Source organism: Prevotella vespertina, from assembly GCF_009728485.1.
In the GTDB taxonomy this organism is placed as follows: Bacteria; Bacteroidota; Bacteroidia; order Bacteroidales; family Bacteroidaceae; genus Prevotella; species Prevotella vespertina.
Genome location: NZ_VVIQ01000002.1, coordinates 12,081 through 35,632 on the forward strand (window position 1 = coordinate 12,081; position 23,552 = coordinate 35,632).

Sequence of the window (23,552 nt, forward strand, 5' to 3'; positions counted from 1 at the left end):
TCTATGATAAAAGCAGTTGAAGAAGAATTTAATTATCTAGATGAACGTTTTGCCGATATACAAATGTTAAGGTATCGGCTACCCGAGTTTAGCAAGCTGACACTTGATCAGAAGCAACTCATATATTGCCTTTCTAAGGCGACATTATATGGACGTGACATAACGTTTGACCAATTTGGAAAGTATAATCTCCGCATTAGAAAAATGTTGGAGACTATTTACGTATATGTTCAAAGGGATAGATTCTCTGATCAGAAAATCCTTTTTTCTGACCAGAGAGGTAATAATAATAGTCAAAGAAACAAACTTGAGGATGAGTATAATGGCTTAGAACAATATTTAAAGCAGGTTTGGTTTGCAAGCGGAATATATCATCATTATGCTTGTGACAAGTTTGCTCCTTTGTTCTCAGAGACTTTTTTGCGTGAAGTAACAATGAAGATTGATCCGAAGTTACTTCCACTTAAAGAAGGAGAAAGTGTTGAAGCAATGCTTGATGAGCTTTGCCCGATTATCTTCAACCCAACAATTCAACCCAAACGTGTTAATAAGTCGGATGGTATTGACATCGTTCGTGAGTCTGCATGTAACTTCTATGATGGTGTAGAGCAGCATGAAGTTGAGGCTTTCTATGCCCAGATGAAGCTGGATGATGTTAATAAGAAGCTGTCTGTTAGTGATAGTTCGTCAGTTGAACAGAGTCCAATACAGCAATATGGTGCACCCTCTTATGGGCTAAATTCAACCCTAATAAAAGAGAATGGTATTATTCGTGAAGACGTTTGGAGGCTCAATGGCAAGTATGGTGCAGCCATAGAGAAGATTGTCTATTGGTTAGAGCAAGCAAAGAAATATGCTGAGAACGACCAACAACGTCATGTGATTAGCCTGCTTATAAAGTATTATACCTCAGGAGACCTGCGTGACTTTGATGTTTATTCGATAGAGTGGCTTAAGGAGCAAGATGCTCGCATTGATTTTATCAATGGTTTCATAGAAGTCTATGGAGACCCCATGGGCTTAAAAGGATCATGGGAAGGCATTGTTGAATACAAGGATCTCGATGCGACGCATCGTACACAAACAATTTCAACTAACGCTCAATGGTTTGAAGATCACTCTCCGGTCAATCCTATGTTTCGCAAGGAAAAGGTGAAGGGAGTCACTGCGAATGTTATTTGTGCAGCCATGCTTGGTGGCGATGAATACCCTGCTTCGGCTATTGGTATTAATCTTCCTAATGCCGATTGGATACGTGCAGAGTACGGATCTAAGAGTGTCACGATCTCTAATCTGACGCATGCTTATGACATGGCAGCGAAGGGTAACGGCTTTAGAGAAGAATTTGTTATCGATAAAGAAACGTGCCTATTGATGGATAAATATGCTGATATAACAGACAACTTACATACAGACTTGCACGAATGTCTTGGTCATGGAAGTGGTAGATTACTCCCTGAAACCGATCCTGATGCGCTGAAGAACTATGGAAATACCATTGAAGAAGCCCGTGCCGACCTCTTTGGTCTTTATTATATAGCTGATGATAAGCTTCTTGAACTTGGTTTGCTCGCTGACAAGGAGGCATACAAAGCCCAATATTATGGCTATATGATGAATGGATTACTCACTCAGCAGGTACGTATCAAGCCTGGTAAACAAATCGAAGAGTCCCACATGCAGAACCGAGCTCTTATTGCTCAATGGGCAATGGAACTAGGTAAAGAGGACAAGGTTGTCGAACTCATTAAGCGTATGGATACTACAACTGGCAAGGAGAAAACCTATGTTCGTATTAATGACTATGCTGCCTTGCGTCGTATCTTTGCACAAGAACTAGCGGAGATACAGCGTATCAAGAGCGAAGGCGACTTTGAGTCAGCACGAAAACTGGTAGAACGTTATGCCATCCAATTGGATTCTAATATCCATGAAGAGGTTCTTTGTCGTTACAATCGCTTAAATATTGCTCCTTACAAAGGCTTTGTCAACCCCGTTTTGAAGCCTGTTCATAATGGGAAAGGAGATGTTGTTGATATAATAGTAGATTATTCTGAGACCTATACAGAGCAAATGCTCCGTTATTCAAGAGAATATCAAACATTATAAAAAACGTGAGGGATGAAAACAAATGATGTTTTCATCCCTTTTTCGTAGACATTATTTTCTATATAATTCATGGATAGTACTCTTAAAAGAAATGCTATCCTCTATTTGACAAGGGCGTTTCTTTGAGACAAGGAAGGGCTCTTCTCCCTATCAAGAAAGGCTCTCCTTGATGGAAGAAGAGCCTCTCCTTAATAGCTACAGTAACTTAATTCTAAAACTGCTAACGCTTAATTATAAAGAATATGTGCCTTAATACGTTGATTATTAATAATAATTTGTATCTTTGTACATTCGTATGTGATGACATAACGACTTATAACAAAATAACAGATAAAAACTAGAAACAATGAAGAAAACAGCTCTTATCACTGGTATCACGGGGCAAGATGGTTCCTATTTGGCTGAGTTATTACTCGAGAAAGGATATGATGTTCATGGTACTATACGCCGTTCATCAGTAGACTTCCGTGAGCGTATCGCCCATTTAGAGGGGCGTCCTCATTTCCACTTACACTATGCTGACCTTGGAGACTCTATGAGTATTCTTGGCGTTATAAGTAAGGTTCGCCCCAACGAGATCTATAATCTCGCCGCACAAAGCCATGTTCAAGTGAGCTTCGACTCGCCTGAGTTCACTGCAGATGTTGATGCTGTTGGTGTGTTGCGAATCTTAGAAGCAGTTCGCCAGTTGAATTTGACAGATACATGTCGTATCTATCAAGCTTCAACTTCAGAGTTATATGGTAAGGTTGAGGAGGTTCCACAGAACGAGAATACGCCTTTCCACCCTTATAGTCCATACGCTGTTGCAAAGCAATACGGCTTCTGGATAGTGAAAGAATATCGTGAGGCTTATAACATGTATTGCTGCTCTGGCATCCTTTTCAACCATGAGAGTGAACGTCGCGGAGAGACTTTTGTAACTCGAAAGATTACTCTCGCAGCAGCAAGAATAAAGCAAGGTAAACAAGAGAAACTCTATTTGGGCAACCTGAGTTCATTACGTGACTGGGGTTATGCAAAGGACTATGTCGAGTGTATGTGGCTTATCTTGCAACAGGAACAACCAGAGGACTTTGTTATCGCAACAGGCGTTCAACACAGTGTTCGTGAGTTCTGTTATTATGCTTTTAAACGCGTTGGTATCGAATTGGAGTTTAAGGGTGAAGGTATGAATGAGAAGGGTATTGACAAGGCAACTGGTAATGTCTTGATTGAAGTTAGCCCTGACTTCTATCGTCCAACAGACGTTGTTAATCTTTGGGGTGACCCAACGAAGGCTAAAGCAAAGCTAGGTTGGAATCCTAATAGTACGACCTTTGAAGAGCTAGTTAACATCATGGTTGACAATGATATGGCAAAGGTTGCATCTGAAGGAGCTGCTGAGAAGGTGAGAACGAACCTAGAAGAATATCTTGAGAAGGGTATTGTGAAATAAAGCAAGGATACGGAAGTATGAATAAAGATAGTAAGATCTATGTAGCTGGACACCATGGTTTGGTGGGTTCAGCTATATGGAATAACCTTGAAAAAAGAGGTTACAAGAATCTTGTGGGTAGGTCACATAAAGAGTTGGACTTAACCGATCAGCTTGCTGTAAAGCGATTCTTTGATGAGGAGAAACCCGATGCAGTTGTATTGGCTGCAGCCTTCGTTGGTGGTATCATGGCGAACTCTTTGTATCGTGCAGACTTCATTATGCAGAACATGAAGATGCAATGCAATGTCATAGAACAGAGCTATCTTCATGGCGTGGAGAAGTTACTTTTCCTAGGAAGTACTTGTATCTATCCTAAGAATGCACCACAACCAATGAAGGAGGAAGCGCTTCTCACTTCTCCTCTTGAATATACAAATGAGGAATACGCTATCGCTAAGATAGCTGGACTAAAGATGTGCGAGAGTTACAACCTACAATATGGAACGAATTACATAGCCGTTATGCCAACCAATCTCTATGGTCCTAACGACAACTTCCACTTAGAGAACTCACATGTAATGCCAGCCATGATGCGTAAGATCTACTTGTCTAAACTCATCCACGAGGGCAACTGGAATGCTATACGCAACGACATGGATAAACGCCCCATCAACCCAACTGACCAGTTGAGGGCACTCATTGGCGAAGGAAATGTTGATGGAAAGAACACTAAGGAACGCATTTTAAAGGCATTATCATTCTATGGTATCGAGAGCAATAAAGTGACACTCTGGGGGGATGGTAGTCCACTTCGTGAGTTCCTTTGGAGCGAAGATATGGCTGATGCCAGCGTGCATGTCCTCTTGAATGTAGACTTCAAAGACATCATCGGAATCGATAAGTATTCAAGTGTTTTCTATGGTGCTAAGATTGATGGAGCCGTCGATCGCAACAATTCAGAGGGTCGTGGAGGTGCTATCCCATCGTTAGGTGAGATTCGAAACTGCCACATTAATGTTGGTACAGGCAAAGAATTGACTATTAAAGAACTAGCGGAACTCGTAAAGAAAACCGTTCATTTCGAGGGAGAAATTGTCTGGGATGCTGATAAACCCAATGGTACTCCACGCAAACTCATCGATGTTGAGAAGCTCCATAGACTTGGTTGGACACATAAAGTAGAGATAGATCAAGGTGTAGAGAAGCTCTATGAGTGGTATCAAGAAAGCCTAAGATAATTCATTTTAACCTTTTACCATATGAAGAAGCAAGTATTATTAACAGCGGCAGTAATGTCCGTAACGAGTGTAATGGCACAGAAGATTAACTATCCGCAAGCGCCTAAAGACAATACAGTTGACACCTATTTCGGTGTAAAAGTGGCTGACCCTTATCGCCCATTAGAGAATGATAGCTCTAAAGCAACAGCCGAGTGGGTGAAGAAGGAGAATGAGGTAACACAACAGTACCTTGCTCGCATTCCTTTCCGAAGCAAACTCTTCCAACGCATGAAAGAGTTAGCTAATTACGAGAAGTTATCTGCACCTTCTTATAATAAGGTTATCGGGAAGTGGTTGTTCTATAAGAACAATGGTCTACAGAACCAAAGCGTCCTTTACGTAATGGACCATCTTGGTGATGAGAAGAACGCTCGCATCCTCCTTGACCCTAATAAGTTATCAGAGGACGGAACGGTTGCTTTGAAAAGTATTAGCTTCTCTCATAATGGTAAATACGCGGCTTATGCCATATCACGTAGTGGTAGTGACTGGGAGGAGTTCTATGTTATGAACCCTCAAACAGGTGAACTCCTTGATGATCATATCATGTGGGCTAAGTTCTCAGGTACCGCTTGGCAGGGGGATGGATTCTACTATAGTGCCTACGATGCACCCGTTAAAGGACATGAATATAGTAATGTGAATGCAGTGCAGAAGATCTATTATCACAAGATTGGAACACCGCAGTCTGAAGACCAGTTGTTCTATCAGAACCCAGCCAATCCAATGCGTTTCTACTCCGTATCTACCAATGAGGACGAGACAATGATGTTCCTTTACGAAAGCGGTGCAGGCTCTGGTAATTGCGTATATGTACGTGATTTACGCAAACCCAATAGTCAGTTCATTCAGATGACATCAAATCTTGACTTGCAATATAGCCTTGTGCAGACTATAGGTGATAAGATGTACTTCCTTACAAATGATGGTGCTCCTAAGAACCGATTGATGGTTACGGATATAGAACACCCTGGATTCAATGAGTGGAAAACACTTGTCCCTGAAAGTAAAGATATGTTGGAAGATGTTACCTTCGTAGATGGTAAGATGATACTAAACTATATGAAGGATGCGTCCAATCATGCTTTTGTCTATGACTTAGACGGTAAGCAACTGGCTGAAATCAAGTTACCTACAGTGGGAAGTGCCGCTTTCTATGGTAAAAAAGACCGCAAGGAAGTATTCTATTCATTCTCTTCCTTCACCATTCCAAGCTCTATTTATCAGTATGATATAGCGTCAAATGAAAGCAAAGTATATGCTACTCCGAAGGTTAAGTTTCGGTCTTCTGACTACGTAACAGAGCAAGTCTTCTATCCAAGTAAGGATGGTACACGTGTCCCACTATTCATTACTTATAAGAAAGGACTCAAACGCAACGGTAAGAATCCAGTCTATCTTTATGGTTACGGAGGCTTTAACATTGCCATGCCACCCTACTTCGCATCTAACAGAATACCGTTCCTTGAGAATGGAGGTATCTATGCACAAGCATGCTTGAGAGGCGGTAGTGAGTATGGAGAAGAGTGGCATCTCGCTGGTACGAAACTGCATAAACAGAACGTGTTTGACGACTTTATCTCTGCTGGGGAATGGTTGATTACAAACAAATATACCAGTAAGGACTATCTCGCCATAGTGGGTGGTTCAAACGGCGGACTGCTTGTTGGCGCTTGTATGACGCAACGCCCTGACCTCTTTAAGGTATGTATTCCACAGGTGGGAGTAATGGATATGTTACGTTACCACAAGTTTACTATTGGTTGGAACTGGGCTCCTGACTATGGAACAAGTGCCGATTCAAAGGAGATGTTTGAGTATCTTCGTTCGTATTCTCCGCTTCATAACCTTCGTCCTGGCACTCATTATCCAGCCACACTCATAACAACTGCCGACCACGATGACCGTGTTGTACCTGCACACTCATTCAAGTTTGCTGCCACTTTACAAGCTTGTAATGCTGGCGACACACCTGTTTTGATTCGTATTGATACTAAGGCGGGACATGGAAGTGGTAAGCCTCTATCTAAACAACTAGAGGAACAAGCCGATATCTATGGTTTCATCCTTTATAATATGGGGTTGAAGTATTAGGAGATAAACTTCAGTAGGAGTGAAAGAAGTAAAGGAGTGAATGGAGTTAAGACATCCCTTCTGTTGCTTGTAGTCGTATGAAAGCAATGCAATCAATGGCAGTATTGTCTTTACTTCATTAACTCCTATAACCTCATTAACTCCTGCAAAGCCCCCAATAAGCACTAAATATGCAAATACTACTTGCTTCGGCAAAGATAATGAATAGCACTACTTCGGTGCAAGTGCCCTTCACGCATGAACCACACTTCGGTAAGGAAGTGGGGAGAATGGCGTTAGAACTGGGCGAGATGTCCGTTGATGTCCTATCCAAGGAACTACATTGCAATGAGAAGATAGCCCTGGAAAACAAGCTACGTTATCAGGACTTCTTCAATCGGGAGGCGCTTCTTCCGGCTCTCCTAGCCTATTATGGACAGGCTTATAAGTGCTTGAAAGCACAGCAATATAGTCTCGATGACTTCCGTTTTGCCGATGATCATCTATGGATAACGAGCTTTCTTTATGGACTCTTGCGCCCCTTGGATCTCATTCATCCTTATCGTCTTGAGGGCAAAACAAAACTCACATCGAACGAAGGAAAAAATATGTTTGCATATTGGAAGCCCTTACTAACCGATATGCTCATCAATGCGGTGCAAGATGATGACGGCGTTCTTGTACACTTGGCAACGGCAGAGTTTCAGCAACTCTTCGACTGGAAGCGACTGCAAAAGGCTGTTCGTATTATCCAACCGCAGTTTATGGTAGATCAAGGTAGCCGTCTAAAGGCTGTGAGTGTATATGCCAAGAGCTGTCGAGGAGCGATGACGAGCTATATTCTTCGCAATCGTCTCGCAAAGTCAAGCGACCTCCTTTCATTTGAATATGAGGGCTTTACTTATCAAGCCAACTATGGAGATGAGGCGCACCCACACTTTATTTTAATGCAAAACGTATAATCTTTTTGCTCCAAACAATAACTTATTAATATTATGTCAATAGAAGAATTCCGCAAAGAAATACTATCAGCTCTCCTCGAAAAGACCAACACAAAGGGAGAACCACGCTTTGATGAGGCATCCGCAAAAGAGCTTCTTAATCAGTTATCAGATAATGAGTTGGAAGAAGGTATCCTATTCAATACACCCGAAGATGTGGCTGATGTACTGTCAGAAATCGGTCGGTTATAAATTAATAGAAGCCTTTTCTTTCTTATTCTAACCCACCACTAAGGACAAAAATTAGCCCTATTATAAGAAAAGGGAGTAAAAGCCAAAAGATAGAAAACAGCAGTTTCATATACCATTTAGCCCATTTTGTCTCATTAAAATGTGCTTTGACAAGTATTGATCTGTAGTTCCTCTTGTACAGCTTACTGACGAGAATGTAGAAAGAAGCCGTTAGTAAGACGAAGATAATTAGTGGAATTGTATCGCCCGAAATGCCTAATACACCATCACAAAAGCTCGGTAAGAGAAGCGCGATGACCATCATAAGAGGATAAATAACCACTGCATTCCCATCCAACCAAGGGAGTATGAAGCTTCGTCCTACATAGTAGGCGTAATCGAAAAGGTTGTATTTTATCGTCTTATCAGGAGTTTCCATTGTTTTAATCAGACATCTATTCTTTTCGACAAAGATAAAGATTTATTAGGATATAAGCCTCTTTGGCAATTTGAAATCATCCTCTTTACAAGTTGAGGAGTTCGTGCGTTGACAAGTTTACGAGTTTTTATCCTCTTGGACATAATATCCTCTATGGTCTTTGCCATTACCACAGTCCAGTCATTGAACATAGATTTAAAGAGAGAATTAACGCTTGTAAGTATTAATGTAGCACATCTTTAAACAACTTCACACGTGCTAATAACTCTCTAATATGCGTCAGTTGAGCAAAGAAGTTATGCACATCTTCGGCATTGTAACCCACTGCATATATACCTAAATGGTCTGCCAAATAGATGGAACGTTGGTTATGCCACTTCTGCGAGATGATGATAATAGAGTCAGCATGATAATCTTTTTGAATGTTACGCATAGATAAGAAGGTTCGATGACCACTACCATCCATGTGAATGATGTTGGCTGGTACGCCTCTTTCTGTGAGACATCTCTTCATTGCGGAAGGCTCATCATAACCCGTACGCTTCTCTCCGCTAATGATTAACTGCTTGTATTTATGGTGCTTATACAGCTCTACTGCAGCATTAATGCGGGCTTGGAAGAACTGATTAGGACCTCCTGTATATCGGCTTTTGGGGCTTGTTCCAAGCAAAACTGCTGTTTTCATTGCTGGAACATCTGCTGGATTATCGAAGACTCGTCCCTTAGCATTGTTATTGACAATGATGTTGCACGTTGCAATAACAGCTATGACGATTACCAGAATACCGATGATGGTATAGCTTACTTTCCGCTTCATACTGTCTGAGATATATGTTACTTGTGCAAAGATACAAATCTTTTTAGACAGACGAAACATAATGATAGAATACCTAACGAGGCTTTTTCATGACAGGGTTACTGCTTTATATCATCTTAGGGATACATCTTTGCTGAATTAAAGAATTGACTCTCTATTTGACGGAGGCGTTTCCTTGATAGGAGAAGAGCCTCTCCTTGGCGTAAGAAGGGCGTTTCTTCAATGTAAAGAGAGGCTTTCTTCAATAGGAGAAGAAGCCTCGTCCCCATCTTCTCTCCTAATGGAGAGGAGCGTGAAGACTACTATTTGCAAATGAAGGGTGCGTCAACTTCTGTGGATTCCCATGTTCCTTTAGGAACTCTGTGTCCTTTTTAGGCTCCGTGCCATCAGTGTATTACGTGTTGAAGATGCCCCAGCAAAGAACTTCTTAATGCTTTTCAACAATAGAAGTTATCATAACTTTGGATTTATAATTATGCCTTTTGAGAGTAAGGAAAGCCATGAGACTAAACCTGTTAATAGGTTGGAACTATCGGAAGTATGGATAAATTGGATGAGAAGAAAGGTGCATTTTTTTACAAGAAAACGAAAAATTACATGATAATATTTTGAGGAATAAAATAAAAACACTAACTTTGCAACCGCATTTGAGATGGTGCTTAGTAATTCAGCTAACATACTTTTAAGGAAGGATGGGTGAGTGGCTGAAACCAGCAGTTTGCTAAACTGCCGTGCGCGTAAGCGTACCGGGGGTTCGAATCCCCCTCCTTCCGCATTACTCAGTAGCCTCAGATGCAACCCTGGTCGATTCATCTAACGGTTAGGATACAAGATTCTCAATCTTGGCATAGGGGTTCGATTCCCCTATCGACTACCATCCCTTTTATTTGAGATAAGCTACTTTTCCGGTCGATTCATCTAACGGTTAGGATACAAGATTCTCAATCTTGGCATAGGGGTTCGATTCCCCTATCGACTACAAGAAGGCTCTGCTTTTAGCAGAGCTTTTGTTTGTTTTAAGGAGAATAAGAGTTATTTTCCTATTTAAATAAGGGGTTGGTGCTTTTTTATTAGCTATTTAATCCGTTGATATAACACCATTTAATCATGTAAAACTGACGTTTTTTCTGCTTGAAAGAATATCTAATAATAGTCTATGTGGCTTCTAATTGCTGTTTAAACAATATCTAACAGCGGGGACAGACGCTCTCGCCTGTCCCCCATGAGATAACTTTATAAGATTCTATTAGGTTACATCAATATCCTTCGAAAGGGCTTAGATGTATAAAAGATGCCCCTTTTATTCTTGGATTGTAATCTCTCCTGCAATGGAGTGATTCATGTAGTAACGCACCTTATCAGCATCTTTATATCGTGCTTGAAGGTACATTAACTTGGTTACCGCAGCCTCAACAGTACTATCATAACCACTGATAACCCCTGCATCTTTGAGTTGGTAACCTGTATCATAGCGACTCATCTCAACCTGTCCACTAATACATTGACTGATATTAACAACTATCACTCCTCGTTCCGACGCCTGTTTCAACAGCTTCATCAGCCAAGGTCGCTGTGGCGCATTGCCACTTCCATAAGAACGCATTACTATACTGCGTAATTCTGGAGCATCAAAAAGATGGTGCATAAGCCCCTCCTCCATTCCAGGAAAGAGTGAGAAGATAATCACATTATTATCTAGCTGTGTGTGTGTAACTAGTGGTTTGGAATAATCAGGGACAAGTATTCTATGCTCATCAAAGGTAAAGTTAACCCCAGCCTCGCATAGATGAGGATAGTTAAAGGAGTCGAAAGCATTGAACTCATCGGCATTTTGCTTCGTAGAACGGTTGCCCCTTAATAAGTGACCACTGAAATAGATACACACTTCAGGCACCATTGGCGTGCCGTCCTTATGGTGTGCTGATGCTAATTCAATACTCGTCATCAAGTTCTCCTTACCATCAGTTCGCAACTGACCAATAGGTAGTTGAGACCCCGTAAGGATGATTGGTTTAGTTAAGTTCTCGAACATAAACGATAAAGCAGATGCTGTATAAGCCATCGTATCAGTGCCATGTAATATCACAAACCCATCATAGGCATCATAGCAATCAGATACTATCTGCACTAGTTGTGCCCAACGATGTGGAGTCATATCAGACGAGTCGATGGGGGGATCAAACTGGTAGGTATCCACCTTCGTAGGCACTAGTTTGAACTCAGGAACATTCTCTACAAGATGGCTAAAGTCTAATGGTTCTAATGCTCCTGTACGTTTGTTATGCCCCATACCGATGGTACCACCGGTATAAATGAGTAATACTTTATTCGTTCTCTTCATCGTATATTCGTTGATTAATGAATGTCAAGTAGTAGAGATGAACATTTTGAAAGCACTACTCCACATTGTTACTTATATTTCAATCAGATGAAGATAATAGAAGAGGTAAAGCTCTTCTTATGCTTTCATATTGTCATTTTGCACTCGATACTGCAAAGATAAGAAAAACTTTTAAGTATTACCTCGCTTACACAACATTATATTTATAATGGAAGATAAAGTTGTGTTGTACTGCTGAATATCGACCTTCTCGTTTACAAATAAGTGTTTCTAAACTCGATATATGCCTTGAATAAACTAGCATTGGCATCGGCTATCACCTTCACAATCTCCGCATAGATGAATAGACAAAGGAGTACTGATAAGATGAAGAGAAGGCTGAATCCAAAGAATATCCATAGGTCGCCATCCTCGTACTTCTCCTGAAACTTACGTAGACGAGAGGATGATTTCGACATAAACTCGGTGGCATTATCAGTTGCATTACGCAAAGTTTCACCTGCATGTAATGATGCTTGAAGAGCTTTATGAGACGCTTCTGCCAGCTTCTCACGCATCTCTGCCAACTTTTCCTTCGATGGTGTGTTGAGGACATTGGGCTCAACTGTAGGCAACTTTGCCGCTTTCTTCACTTCAACGGGAGTAGCATCAGCCAAGGGTAATACCGAACGGGCACGGGTGCGGAAGGCTGTCGGTGCATCGAAACGACAGGTCAATACATTACCACAATAGGGGCAACGATACTTCATTGTCCCATACTTCTCCGTCTCAGCCACAAACTCGCGGCCACATTCATTACATTTAACTGTGTACCTCATTACGCCGACAAAATTATAAAAAATACTTGAATCGAAGGACAGATTATCGATATTTTAAACTGCAGAAAGCACTTTCTTCACATTCTGTGAGGTGGCTTTCGCTATCGAAGAAAATGGTAGAACGAATATTGGATGATATTCTTTAGGTTAGAAGGAATAGAAGTTGTGGATTCTAAATGAGAGATTACAAGCATAAAGGTTAGATGGTTTTAACATTGAATATACGGATGGCACGAAGCCTGAAAGGCGCTCAGTATTCCTCACGAGGTAAGGTAATGCACTGAAGCAAATGCCCATGAATATTCAAAATGACGATTAGTTCCGTTGGAAATCATACTTAACAACTGACGGCGAATAAGTCCTTTCAAATTAACCAACATAACTTGTGCATTTCAAGGAACGCCCTTTTGCATTGAAAGAGGGCGTTCCTTCAATAGGAAGAGAGCCTCCCTTTGTTTCAAAGAAAGGCTCTCGTTCAATCCAACAATTATAATCTACGACTTCAAATGATAATAGGTTCTATTTGAAGTAATATTCTATTTGTTTATTACTAGGTTTTCTTATCATGGATAACACATCTTTAGTATAGATTAAACGAGCCTTCAGATAGTTCTTATTGAAGCTATTTATGTCTATAACTAGAAGCTATACCCTAGCCCAACGATGAGTCCATTAATACCATAATGCTTAAAGGCTTGACGATAAGCAATGTCTAGTTTGAAGCCTGCCCATTGTCCTCCAGCACCAAAGGTAAACGCATCTGAACCTTTGTCAGCATACTGATAGCCTACACGTGCAGACACTATACGGTTGTAAGTGTACTCCAGACCAGTGCCAACGAGCGTTTCATGCCCATCTTTCGGTGTGAAATAACGATAAGAAAGTGCGTAGGTAAGAGCATGCTTAGGTGCTATTCTCACGTTCCAATCGCCTCCCACGACAAGAGAAGTGGGCAGACTTTGAGGAATACCAGTGTTATCAAACTTCACATCCTTGCCGAAGTCCATCAATCGTGCGCCCACTGTCAATGTCGTTGGAACATCCTTTGTGAGATTAAAGTCCGTTTGATATGCTGCTCCAACACTAAAGGCTAATGCGTTAGTACTCGTTTCAGCATGGCTTCGAGCATAGGTAGCAGTGGCATAAACAGCAATCTCCTTTGTTACAGGAAACGAATAACCGAGGTCGAGAGCCACGTCATAAGGCTTTATTTCTTTCGTCTCTCCCACTGCAGCTATCGGTTGTATGGTTAGTCCGCCCATATAACGTACACCCGCCATAAGTGCCGAATGATTCTTAAATTGGTATCCCGTTGCGAGGTTATATTGCATGAGTCGCCCCTCATCTGTCTTTGGCTGTCCTGTAATTGACGCATCAATGGAGAACTGTTTATCGCCATAAGTGAAGGCTGCAGGGTTTGTATAAATGTGCATCTGGCTTGTGTTGCCAAGCAATGTACCACCCATTGCCTCCGTGCGAGCGTCTGGATTAGACTCAAGGACAGGTATAATCCTACTTTGTGCGGCTGTCTTCATCGTCGAACCCATAGCCAAGACGAGAAGAGCTATCGTTATCTTCTTCATAAATTACCGATTATTTCTTTATAAATACGTGTTTACTAGTGAGGCGATCTGTCGTTAGCAAGAGGTAATAAGTACCTGGTGCAAGGCGGTCGATACCTAATGTGACCTCATGTGTTCGACTATCGGGTGTCATCGACTGATCAATGAGTTTTTGTCCATGAAGTGATGTTATGATAGCTCTGACCTTTGTGACATTACTGCGCATAAGGGCTTTGATGTAGCTATGTGCAGGATTTGGATAAATGACATGAACGTCAGGTGCATTCTTATCTGTCACTCGGACGATAGCCGAAGTGGTTGTTCGTCTACTGCCATCAATGGCTGTTATGGTGAGTTTCGTAAGTCCTTTTTGTCCTGGAGTAACGATTAACTTGGTTCCTTCAACAGCCACCTTTGCCACTTGTTCATTATTAGAAGTTACCGTGTAATGCATTGTCTTTCCACTAGAAGCAGTGAAGACGTGAGCGAGATTGACCTCGATTGCTTCCCCATTTGCGAACAGTGAGATGTCACCTATTGGACTCGTGAGTTCCGGAGCGGTATGAGGAATAACCTCATAAGCTATTGTCTGCGTTGTTTTACCACCCAGTTGATCAGTGAGTGTGATATCGAATTGATATGTACCCTGCGCCCCCACCTTAATGAGTAAGTCGAAAGTATCACCGATACGCTTTAGTTCTACGCCTTGAGGAAGTTCTGTTGTTGAGTATGTCCAACTATGTCCATCCTCATCTTTCACTGGTAATATCTTATGATAGTAAGGCTGTGTATCAAGTAATCGAAGATTCTTCTCTATCATATCTGTGAATATAGGAGCATGGTTCAGACGCGTTTTAAAGTTGGTTGAAACCTCTTGCGAGCGATTGTTGAAGCGGTCGCGAGCAACCATCTTAACGACATACTCCATGTCAGTCTCTAGTCCGGTAAACTCTTGTTGCATCTCTGTTCCGACAGACATGTTATAAGAGAAGCGTGTAAAAGATTGTACGGGAGTACTTAAATCAGACTTCTTGAAGAGTTGAATGTCATAGGCAAAAGCTGTGTGTTCATCGTTTAGAGCATCATTATCAGCCGTCACATTCCATGTGATGTTAGCATCGTAATAACCCTTTGTTGCATGTGAAGAATAGTCGGTGATAGTGATAGTTGGAGCTTCAGGAGCCTCTGTCTCAGGGTCAGAAAGCGCATAGAGGGCATCGATATAACCGAGTCCCATCTTGCCAGCTAGGTTCTCATCTGTTTTAACTTCATAGGGATTCTTGTCTTTAAGAGCACCTAGAATGCGACGGCGAAGATCCTCATTTGTGAAGTTAGGATTCGTCTTTCCAAACTTAGACACTACAAGAGCTGCAATGCCTGTAACGTGTGGTGTTGCCATAGAAGTACCTTGTGCAAAGGCATAATGAGAGTCTGATGGCAACGTAAAGTCTGTATTGGGATAGGGTCCAGTCATGCCATATTCATAGTCACTAGGCACTGTACTCAATACGCCTTGATTGACAGATCCAGTCTCAGTAGTACCACCTGGAGCAAGTACATCTACCCATGGTCCCTTGTTCATATAGGCTGTTGGCACACCGAGACTATTGATAGCTCCAACTGCTACTACACGATTATAAGAGGCCGGAATCATATCTATGTCATATTGAGAGTCATTACCCGAAGCAAAGAAGATGAGTCCACCTTTCATATAAGCATCAGGTTTCTTCTTACCATCTTTGTCGCATCCAGCAACGTCAGTAAAGTAGTCTATGCCATCTTTTAGTAGGTCGAACTGACTCTTGAAAATGCTTTGGAAATTCTCATTATTAAGGTATTTCTTGCGGTCGAAAGCGTATCCCCACGAGCAGTTCATTACTGATGCACCATTCTCGGCAGCAAATTCAAAGGCCTTAACAATGTACTTTGTCGTTGCAGTCTCAGTCGTTCCATCATGTCCATAGATCTCACAACTCATTAAGCGAACGCCCGAGTTGGCATCACCATTACCACCAGCAATACCGCAAACACCTATTCCGTTGTTGTTGCGGGCAGCGATGGTACCAGCCACGTGGGTACCATGAGCACCTGCAATGATATGATTCGGATCGTCTTGACCAGTCTCTTCTGCCCAGAAGTTACGCCCATGGATGGTCTCACCAGTCTTAGGATCTTTACCTTCCCATGCCGCTCCTTCAAGGTCTTCATGTGTGAAGTCTATACCTGAATCCATTACAGCTACGACTACATGTGGGTCTCCAGTCTCTTTCTGCCAAGCAGGGAATAAATCAATATCAGCCCCAGGTTGGAACGTCATATATTGTTCTATCGTTGTGGTGTAATGCCATTGATACTTTAAATAGGGGTCACTAAAAGAGAGAGGTCCTTGTCCATCATTAGCGTCTCTAAGTCTTCTTGGATTGATAGGAGCACGTGTGGTTGGTGTATAAGTCACTTCAGAAGGAACAATCTGAACACTTCCGTGCACCTTTTCAATTGCTGGATCACGCTTAAGTTCATTGATAACCTCGCCTACATCTTTAGCCTTGTCGAACTTGACAACAAACCATCTATCTAAGCCACGAGCCCTCTTGAGGTTGGCATACTCATTCGTCATGTCAAACACTTGTTCGACTTTCACGGTTGCATCATCAAGTATTGTGGCACGAGAAACAGTCTGTGTTGCTGCGCGCGTAGTAGGTGATACGCTTGCTTTCAACTTGATATAAGCCATTCCAGGTTCCCATGGAAAGCTCTCGTAGGAAGGCTTTGTTGTGGTTTGTTGATTGCTTGACTCGAGCATATCATCATTACAGGACGTACAGAGCCCAGCGATGAGTGCCACGCTAATAAGCGATAAATATATGTTTCTAAACTTTTTCATCATGCTTAAAATCTAGTAGTTAAGGTTCTTCTTTATTAAGTCAACGTAGTGCTTACTCTTGTAGTAAGTGATGACGGTACGGCTCTCTTGTGGGCGAAGGTCTATCAGATTCTCACTGCCGCGATAGAATGTTGCGAATCCACCACTAGCCTCTCTGAATAGACTATAGCCCTTATCTTCTATTGCACGACGTGTACTAAAGGGTAGAGAATATTCATACCATGAGTAGACACCAGGCGTTCCTTGTTCCTCACGAGTGTAGAAAACGTCACCTCCCTGATAGAACACTTGACATGATCCCACTGTACCACTAAGGTCCTTATCTTGCACTAGTCCAGCATCAATATCTTCTTCCGTGATACCTTGCCAGTTGAAGAAGTAGATAACATACGCTAGTGTTCCAGGCTCATAACTCTCGTTCTCTGGTACAAATATTAAGCGTGAGTAATGACAGAGAGGATCCTCTGTTGTGGCTGTGACATTCTCTGAGTTAAACTGGTTATAATAGTCCGGCTTCATACCACGTTGGCGTTCGAATGCAACTACTTGATCGAGTTTGAAAGCCTTATTATGTAGGTAATCTGAAGGGAACACAGGGAATGTCTCTGCCTTTCCATCACTATTCAGTTTTAAACTATTAGACGTTTCCAAGTACTTCATGCAAGCACTTCTAAAGATGCCACCAGCCATCTTGAAATTGTCAACAGAGTTGTATATTGTCAGTAAACGAGTTCTGTCTTTCTCCTCATTATAATATTGTGACTCCGTATCAAGTCGTTGCTTATTACCTAGTTTGAAGTTGTTTTGGTTCAGCCAAGGCTCATACGACTCTTGTTGGAATAGTTTTCCTTTGGGTGCTTTAAGCCATGCGCAATACATATCTGTACCATAGTTCTTCTGTTGATAGAGGATGTGTGGAGCCTGTTCTCCTGGTGAATGGAACACAGTAAACACCTTCTTTTGATCCTGATGATAAGGTAAGAGCGAGTCAATCTCAAATGCTTTATCACGAAGATTATGCCTTTCTGCCTCCATTGCTATTACCTTATTAATATCGAAGTTATCGAAATCCCACACTGGTAACTGGAACTGAACAAAGCCATTCTGCATAATAGTTAGCTCGTAATGTCTATTGCCATTAGATAGGAAGAGCTTCTCACTTCGACTGGTCTGTGCCCATGGGCTATTGCGTTCGATAGCGGTGAGATTGAGTGTTAACTTGCGTTGTTTGAGATCAACGGCATAACTAAGCCAGTTGTTATTGGCTGTGTCTAATTGTTCAACTGTCCAGTTATCAGAGTTTGAAATAATCTTTAATTCAACGCCAGTATGTGCCTCGTGATTAAGAATAAGCGTACCATTACTTCCATCAACAGCGATTGTTGGCTCTGTTCCGAATTGTGTAATTGTAATCGTCTGTTTGCTCGTTGGAGTTGCAATAGTAACCTCTGTACGACGTTCGTCAGCATCATTATTAGTCGTAGCGGTTAACTCTAGAGTTGTTCCTCTTCGAATTGCTGTGAGCCAGGTATTGTGTGTGTCATTCTCAATTTGCCATTCATCACCTAAAGAAGAGACGTCTACAAGTTTCGTTTCACCCTCTTGCACAAGCGTTACTGCCGTCGATTCACCTAAGACAATGTGGTCAGTTCCTCCTAATACAAGATCTTTTTGGCATGCAACAACTAGTACAGCTATAGCCAAGCCCATCCATATTTTAAATCTCTTATACATAGTGTTTCGTTTTTAATAAAGCATTATCTATTTGTCTCCCCATCCTGGATTAGGTAAGAGATTAGTATTGATTAATGTTTCGTTCATAGGCAATGGCCATACGAACATATAGTTGTCTGGTTGAATATCAACCTTATATCCACCTGCATAGAATGCTGAAGGAACCATGTAATAATTCTCTCTTCCCTGGAAAGTACGCTTCTTTACGCCTTGTTTCCATCGTCTTAAATCCCAAAGACGGAAGCCTTCATAAGCCAACTCACGTGCTCGTTCATTCTTTATCTCTTGATATAAAGCGTCGCCAGTGAGGTCTGTTGGATCTAAACCACGCGATCTACGCAATAGGTTAAGATAGTTTTGTGCATCATTGATGTTGCCTAAGTCGTATGCAGCTTCAGCTACAATCAGATATTGTTCAGCGATACGGAAAGGCTTAGGAGCTTGATTCCCATTAGGCACATAACCACCCCAATGCGTGCTATTGAGTGTTGCGTAGTTAGGATTACCTTTGAACTTCGATATGACATAGAGCTGAGTTGAGGCATTCATATCATTGACTGTCGTATGGACGAACTCGAATAGAACCTGTGCACGATGGTCGTTCTCACCAGAGAATAAATCGTTGATAACTTCTCTAGTTGGTACATATGCAGGCTTGTTATAATCGCCTATTTTACTTGCATCATGTTGATTATCCCAATAGGTGGCAGTAGATAAGTCTGCCCCGTAGAAACCTGTTGTTGTTGCGATCTCATTCTCCTTGTCCACGAAAGGTTGCCATATTTGTTCTTTCCCATCATCGTAGAACCACATCTGCGCAAAGGCATCTTCACGTGCATCTACCCTATTGTTCGCATCTAATCTACCATAATAAGGCTCAATGAGAGGATATGTCCCATGGTCAATCAGTTGCTTAGCTTCGTTATAAGCCTTTGCCATGTCTCCCATATAAAGGTATACTCTTGCTCTCAGAGCCTTTACTGCATCTGCATTAATCTCAGTGTTCCCGGGCTTTACTGGCACATCCTTTAGTAGCGAATCAGCCTTTCCTAAATCTGCAAGAATGAGCTTATAGGTATCTGCATTGGTTGCTCTTTTCGGTTTATCAATCGATCCAGGTTCTGTTTCCAATACCACTCCAAGATCCTTGTCAGCTGTATTCTTATCATAAATCATGCCCCAACGTAAGGCTAAATTGAAGTGATAAAAGGCACGAGCAAAGTAGGCATCACCAAGAAAATGATTCCTTTGTACCTGTTCATCACTGCTCACCTCCATTTTTGGTAACAGCTTCAATACAACGTTTGCATCGATGAGTGCTGCATAATAAGAGTGGTATAACTCCTGCAAAACGGCACTTTCTGGCTTAATAGTCCAGCCATGGAACTCACCATAAAGGTTGCCGAAAGCAGCGTGTGCATTGAGCATGTCTGCTTGAGCCTCTTGTGGAATAACATACGCACCACCGAACTTTCCACGTAAAGTTGAGTATATTCCATTATCCCACTTCTTGGCATCCTGCATGTTACGATACGACTTTTCATAGTCTATGTAGTTAGCAGGATCACGATCCAAGTCGCATGCTTGCAGTGTAAACAAGAGTGCGCATGCCCAGAATAATATCTTTGTTGTTTTCATATAGATATCCATTTGTTGTATAATTGTTAAAGACCTAATTCCACGCCAACGCTCATCTGTTTTGTATTAGGGTTCACTCCATAAGAGACGTTACGGTTTACTTCAGGATCAATACCACGGAACTTCGTAAATGTTAATAGGTTACGACCTGTGAAGAATACCTTTGCTGAACGTATAACCTTTTGCTGTCCAAGCATTCTGCGAGGTAATTCATAGCCCAGAGTGAAGTTCTTTAAGCGCATAAAAGAAGCGTTTTCCAGCATCTTCGAGTCTAAGTATGTACTCTGGTGAGAAGGGTCACGAACCCATGCAAGAGATGGGAATTCCGTCTTATCTCCTGGTTGTTTCCAATAATCGAAAAGTCTTCTTGAGCCATTGAAGTTATCTTTCTTGTCACGAACAAAGTAGTCATTCTCATAGAACTGCTTATCCATTGATATCATGTGTTTGCCTATTGCAAAGAAGAAATCAGCGTTTAGATAGAAGCCTTTCCAGTATGCCGAGATACCCCAACCACCAGTGAATGGAGTGTAAGCATCAACTCCTGTGTTCTGACTCAGCGAACTTGACCACTCGTTGACCACATCTTTATCATCACGATGAGGCTTGTTTTTGTCTGCTCCTGGGCGATACCATTCAGGCACACCAGTATCAGGATTTACACCTTTATATAATGGTAAGACGAATTGAACAGGTTTTCCAACAACGTAAGAGAGCTGTCCGCCTGGTTCTTGCCACGATTGCCTACCCTCGAAGAGTTCGAGAACTTTATCCTTATTATAGTTGAGGTTCGCATTAGCAGATACTCCCCAGTCGCGTCCACGTAGGATGTCTACATTCATCTGGAGGTCGATACCCTGGTTCAGATAGCGTCCTGCATTCTCATAACGAGTAGGATAACCAGCACTACCCACCGTTAAGCCAGATGTATAAGGTTGCGGAACTTCAAAGAGCATATCGCTTGTTACACGATTATAATACTCCACATTCAAGTCTAAACGATTGAGAATACGAGTCTTCACACCTACTGTGAACTTGCTTTGATGCTCCCATCCAAGGTCGGGATTACCCATACTTATGAAGCCTAAACTCATGTCCCCCATCTTTTGACCAACCTTTCCAACATAAGCCGAAGTGCTATATGGAGGGATAGAAGAGTTACCTTGAGTACCATAGCTCGCCTTTACATCTAAATCATTTAACCATGCTATGTCTTGTAAGAACTTCTCTTTCTTAGCTTTCCATAGCAGTCCCAATGACCAGAAAAGACCATTTCTCTTATTCTTTCCAAAGCGTGAAGAAGCATCGTTACGTAGGACAAGATCAACGAAGTAACGCTCTGAGAAGTCATAAGACAACTGTGTGAAGAATGACAAGAAAGCGTATCCATTCGTGTCCTCACCGATGTTCTTATTCTTAGTTGCATTGTTAAGTAAATAGAGTCGATCGTCTAATATCCCCGAACCTTCAGCCGAGAAGCCATCGTCTTTATAGTTGGTGTATTCATGTCCGAGCAGTGTTGTCAGATGATGATCACCAAAGGTCATGTTATATGAAGCCGTATTTGTGATGGTAATATTCGATGCCATCGAGAACGAACGTTCGGAACTTCCATTGCCATAAGCACGATAATAGCTAGGAAGAGTGCGTGAACGACTATTGCCATAATCGAGTTCCAGACCTATTAAAGAGCGTAAGGTAAGGTTTTTAAGAGGTGTAATGGTGAGATTACCATTGGTAGATAAAATGAAATTATTTGTCTTCGCAGGGTTCGTTTCAATAACATGTGAAGGCGTGGCAATGTCTAATAAAGGTACACGCACTAGTTCTTTGCCAGTGTTAGGGTCGTAAGGTGAGGCGAAAGGAGCATTCATTGCTGCTAGTCCACCACCCACTGCATTGTTGTTACCAAAGGGAGATACACGTGTAGCATCGTATGATACTTGAGTGTTGATATTGGCTCTTACCCATTCATTTAACTTCGCATCGAGATTGATACGACCGAATACTTTATTATAACTAGAGCCCATTCTCAGACCATCCTGACTAAGTGCTCCACCTGAAAGATAGTATCTTACACCTGTGTTACCACCAGATACAGAGACATCTGCAGTATACATTGGTGCTGACTGATAGATGTATTTATACCATTGAAAGTCGGTTTCTTTAAAGTATCTCTCTTTAAAGGTTGCAACCTCTTGGGGCGTATATATACCTGTTTCCTCATAGTATCTTAGTAACTCAGGACCCGACATCAACTGGTCGAAATAATCGGTATTAGCAAGTGAAGAAACAGCATATTGCGCACGAATATTTATACTAGGACGAGTCTCCGTGCGTCCTCGCTTCGTGGTAACATACATAACACCATTAGCAGCACGAGCACCATAAATAGAGGTTGCAGCTGCATCCTTTAGGAACTGAACACTCTCAATGTCATTGGGATTCATCGCTTGTAATACAGCCATACTGACCTGCATTCCATCCATGATAACCAATAGGCCAGTACCCGCCCCAAGCGACCCTTGCCCGTGAAGTGCCATAGATAAGCGTGCAGAAGGCTCACCAGAAGAGGAGAAGACTTGTAGTCCGCTCACCTTACCTTGCACGGCATCCAAGGGGTTAGCAACAGGTTTCATCTCAAGGTCTTTAGCACCAACTTTGATGACAGAAGCCGATGTGTTTGCCACCTTCCGTTCCATGTAACCAACGACAACAACGTCATTCATCATCTGTTCAGTGGGTTCCATCTTGACATTCATTTGCGGAGCTGCAATGCGTTCAACGCTGTTGTAGCCAACAAAACTGAATGTTAACTTCTCTCCACTACGCACGTTTAGGGTGAACGAACCATCTATGTCCGACACAATACCCGACTTAGGTGCTGACTTAGGGATAATACTTACGCCTGGTAAAGCTTCCCCATTCTCATCTACAATGTTACCTTTAACTGTTATAGACTGGGCTAAGGCGGAACCTAGTCCAGCGAACAGAAACAGGATAAACATCCACGTTCTTAGTTTCATAAATGTAATTATTCAGGTTGATTATAATCTTTTCATGGCTTGACACTGGTGTCCAGAACAAGCTCAAAAATAGTATCTAAATAAATAGTTGGTAGTTATTAGTACTCTTAAGGAGGTTTTTAACTACAGGTTATACATGTTTGCAAATATAAGTATAATATTTATTAAATGACTAACGAATAGTAACTTTTTTTCAATCAAGGTATCATTTCGATTGCTATAATTCGCTTACTCCACTA

14 protein-coding genes and 3 tRNA genes are annotated in these 23,552 nt (G+C 41.8%); 9 read left to right on the forward strand and 8 right to left on the reverse strand.

The features are described 5' to 3' along the window. Positions 1-3: 3 nt before the first annotated feature. The 6 genes from F0475_RS01520 to F0475_RS01545 all read left to right on the forward strand — a co-directional run bounded on the left by F0475_RS01520 (position 4) and on the right by F0475_RS01545 (position 8,075). Positions 4-2,109, forward strand: coding sequence for a dipeptidyl-peptidase 3 family protein (locus F0475_RS01520; RefSeq protein WP_155715089.1), 2,106 nt, complete (start codon positions 4-6; stop codon positions 2,107-2,109). A 346-nt stretch (positions 2,110-2,455) separates the two neighbouring features. Beyond that, positions 2,456-3,547 carry a GDP-mannose 4,6-dehydratase gene (gene gmd / locus F0475_RS01525; RefSeq protein WP_155715090.1) on the forward strand — a complete coding sequence of 364 codons (1,092 nt, stop codon included), beginning with the start codon at positions 2,456-2,458 and terminating at the stop codon, positions 3,545-3,547. 17 nt (positions 3,548-3,564) lie between these two features. Next, positions 3,565-4,767 carry a GDP-L-fucose synthase family protein gene (locus tag F0475_RS01530; protein ID WP_009435906.1) on the forward strand — a complete coding sequence of 401 codons (1,203 nt, stop codon included), beginning with the start codon at positions 3,565-3,567 and terminating at the stop codon, positions 4,765-4,767. Positions 4,768-4,788: 21 nt separating this feature from the next. Then, a complete protein-coding gene (locus tag F0475_RS01535) occupies positions 4,789-6,903 on the forward strand; it encodes a prolyl oligopeptidase family serine peptidase (protein ID WP_155715091.1) in 2,115 nt (704 codons plus the stop codon). Between the two features lie 170 nt (positions 6,904-7,073). After that, entirely contained in the window at positions 7,074-7,844 is a 771-nt protein-coding gene (locus F0475_RS01540) for a YaaA family protein (RefSeq protein WP_155715092.1), read from the forward strand. A 33-nt stretch (positions 7,845-7,877) separates the two neighbouring features. Then, the gene (locus F0475_RS01545; protein ID WP_155715093.1) at positions 7,878-8,075 is read left to right on the forward strand and encodes a hypothetical protein; all 198 of its coding nucleotides are present in this window, start codon (positions 7,878-7,880) and stop codon (positions 8,073-8,075) included. Between the two features lie 641 nt (positions 8,076-8,716). Here F0475_RS01545 and F0475_RS01550 read toward each other — a convergent pair. Then, the gene (locus F0475_RS01550) at positions 8,717-9,310 is read right to left on the reverse strand and encodes a SanA/YdcF family protein (RefSeq protein ID WP_155715094.1); all 594 of its coding nucleotides are present in this window, start codon (positions 9,308-9,310) and stop codon (positions 8,717-8,719) included. Positions 9,311-9,996: 686 nt separating this feature from the next. Here F0475_RS01550 and F0475_RS01555 point away from each other — a divergent pair. The 3 genes from F0475_RS01555 (at position 9,997) to F0475_RS01565 (ending at position 10,289) form a co-directional block, all read left to right on the forward strand. Next, positions 9,997-10,083: transfer RNA gene (locus tag F0475_RS01555), tRNA-Ser, on the forward strand. A 29-nt stretch (positions 10,084-10,112) separates the two neighbouring features. Further along, positions 10,113-10,187, forward strand: a tRNA-Glu gene (locus tag F0475_RS01560). A gap of 30 nt (positions 10,188-10,217) precedes the next feature. Further along, positions 10,218-10,289, forward strand: a tRNA-Glu gene (locus F0475_RS01565). Between the two features lie 321 nt (positions 10,290-10,610). On the opposite strand, the gene F0475_RS01570 is transcribed toward F0475_RS01565, so the two are convergent. From F0475_RS01570 to F0475_RS01600, 7 genes are all read right to left on the reverse strand, one after another. Further along, complete coding sequence (locus F0475_RS01570) at positions 10,611-11,651, reverse strand: asparaginase (RefSeq protein ID WP_009435831.1); 1,041 nt, start codon at positions 11,649-11,651, stop codon at positions 10,611-10,613. 254 nt (positions 11,652-11,905) lie between these two features. Further along, complete coding sequence (locus F0475_RS01575; RefSeq protein ID WP_155715095.1) at positions 11,906-12,469, reverse strand: hypothetical protein; 564 nt, start codon at positions 12,467-12,469, stop codon at positions 11,906-11,908. Between the two features lie 638 nt (positions 12,470-13,107). Next, the gene (locus F0475_RS01580) at positions 13,108-14,052 is read right to left on the reverse strand and encodes a PorV/PorQ family protein (protein ID WP_155715096.1); all 945 of its coding nucleotides are present in this window, start codon (positions 14,050-14,052) and stop codon (positions 13,108-13,110) included. Between the two features lie 10 nt (positions 14,053-14,062). After that, the gene (locus F0475_RS11955; RefSeq protein WP_155715097.1) at positions 14,063-16,915 is read right to left on the reverse strand and encodes a S8 family serine peptidase; all 2,853 of its coding nucleotides are present in this window, start codon (positions 16,913-16,915) and stop codon (positions 14,063-14,065) included. A gap of 12 nt (positions 16,916-16,927) precedes the next feature. Then, on the reverse strand, positions 16,928-18,649 hold the full coding sequence (locus F0475_RS01590) for a BACON domain-containing protein (protein WP_155715098.1): 1,722 nt from the start codon (positions 18,647-18,649) through the stop codon (positions 16,928-16,930). Positions 18,650-18,676: 27 nt separating this feature from the next. Then, positions 18,677-20,299: a RagB/SusD family nutrient uptake outer membrane protein gene (locus F0475_RS01595; RefSeq protein ID WP_155715099.1), complete on the reverse strand. Its 1,623-nt coding sequence runs from the start codon at positions 20,297-20,299 to the stop codon at positions 18,677-18,679. A 14-nt stretch (positions 20,300-20,313) separates the two neighbouring features. Continuing rightward, on the reverse strand, positions 20,314-23,313 hold the full coding sequence (locus F0475_RS01600) for a SusC/RagA family TonB-linked outer membrane protein (RefSeq protein ID WP_155715100.1): 3,000 nt from the start codon (positions 23,311-23,313) through the stop codon (positions 20,314-20,316). Between the last annotated feature and the right edge of the window lie 239 nt (positions 23,314-23,552).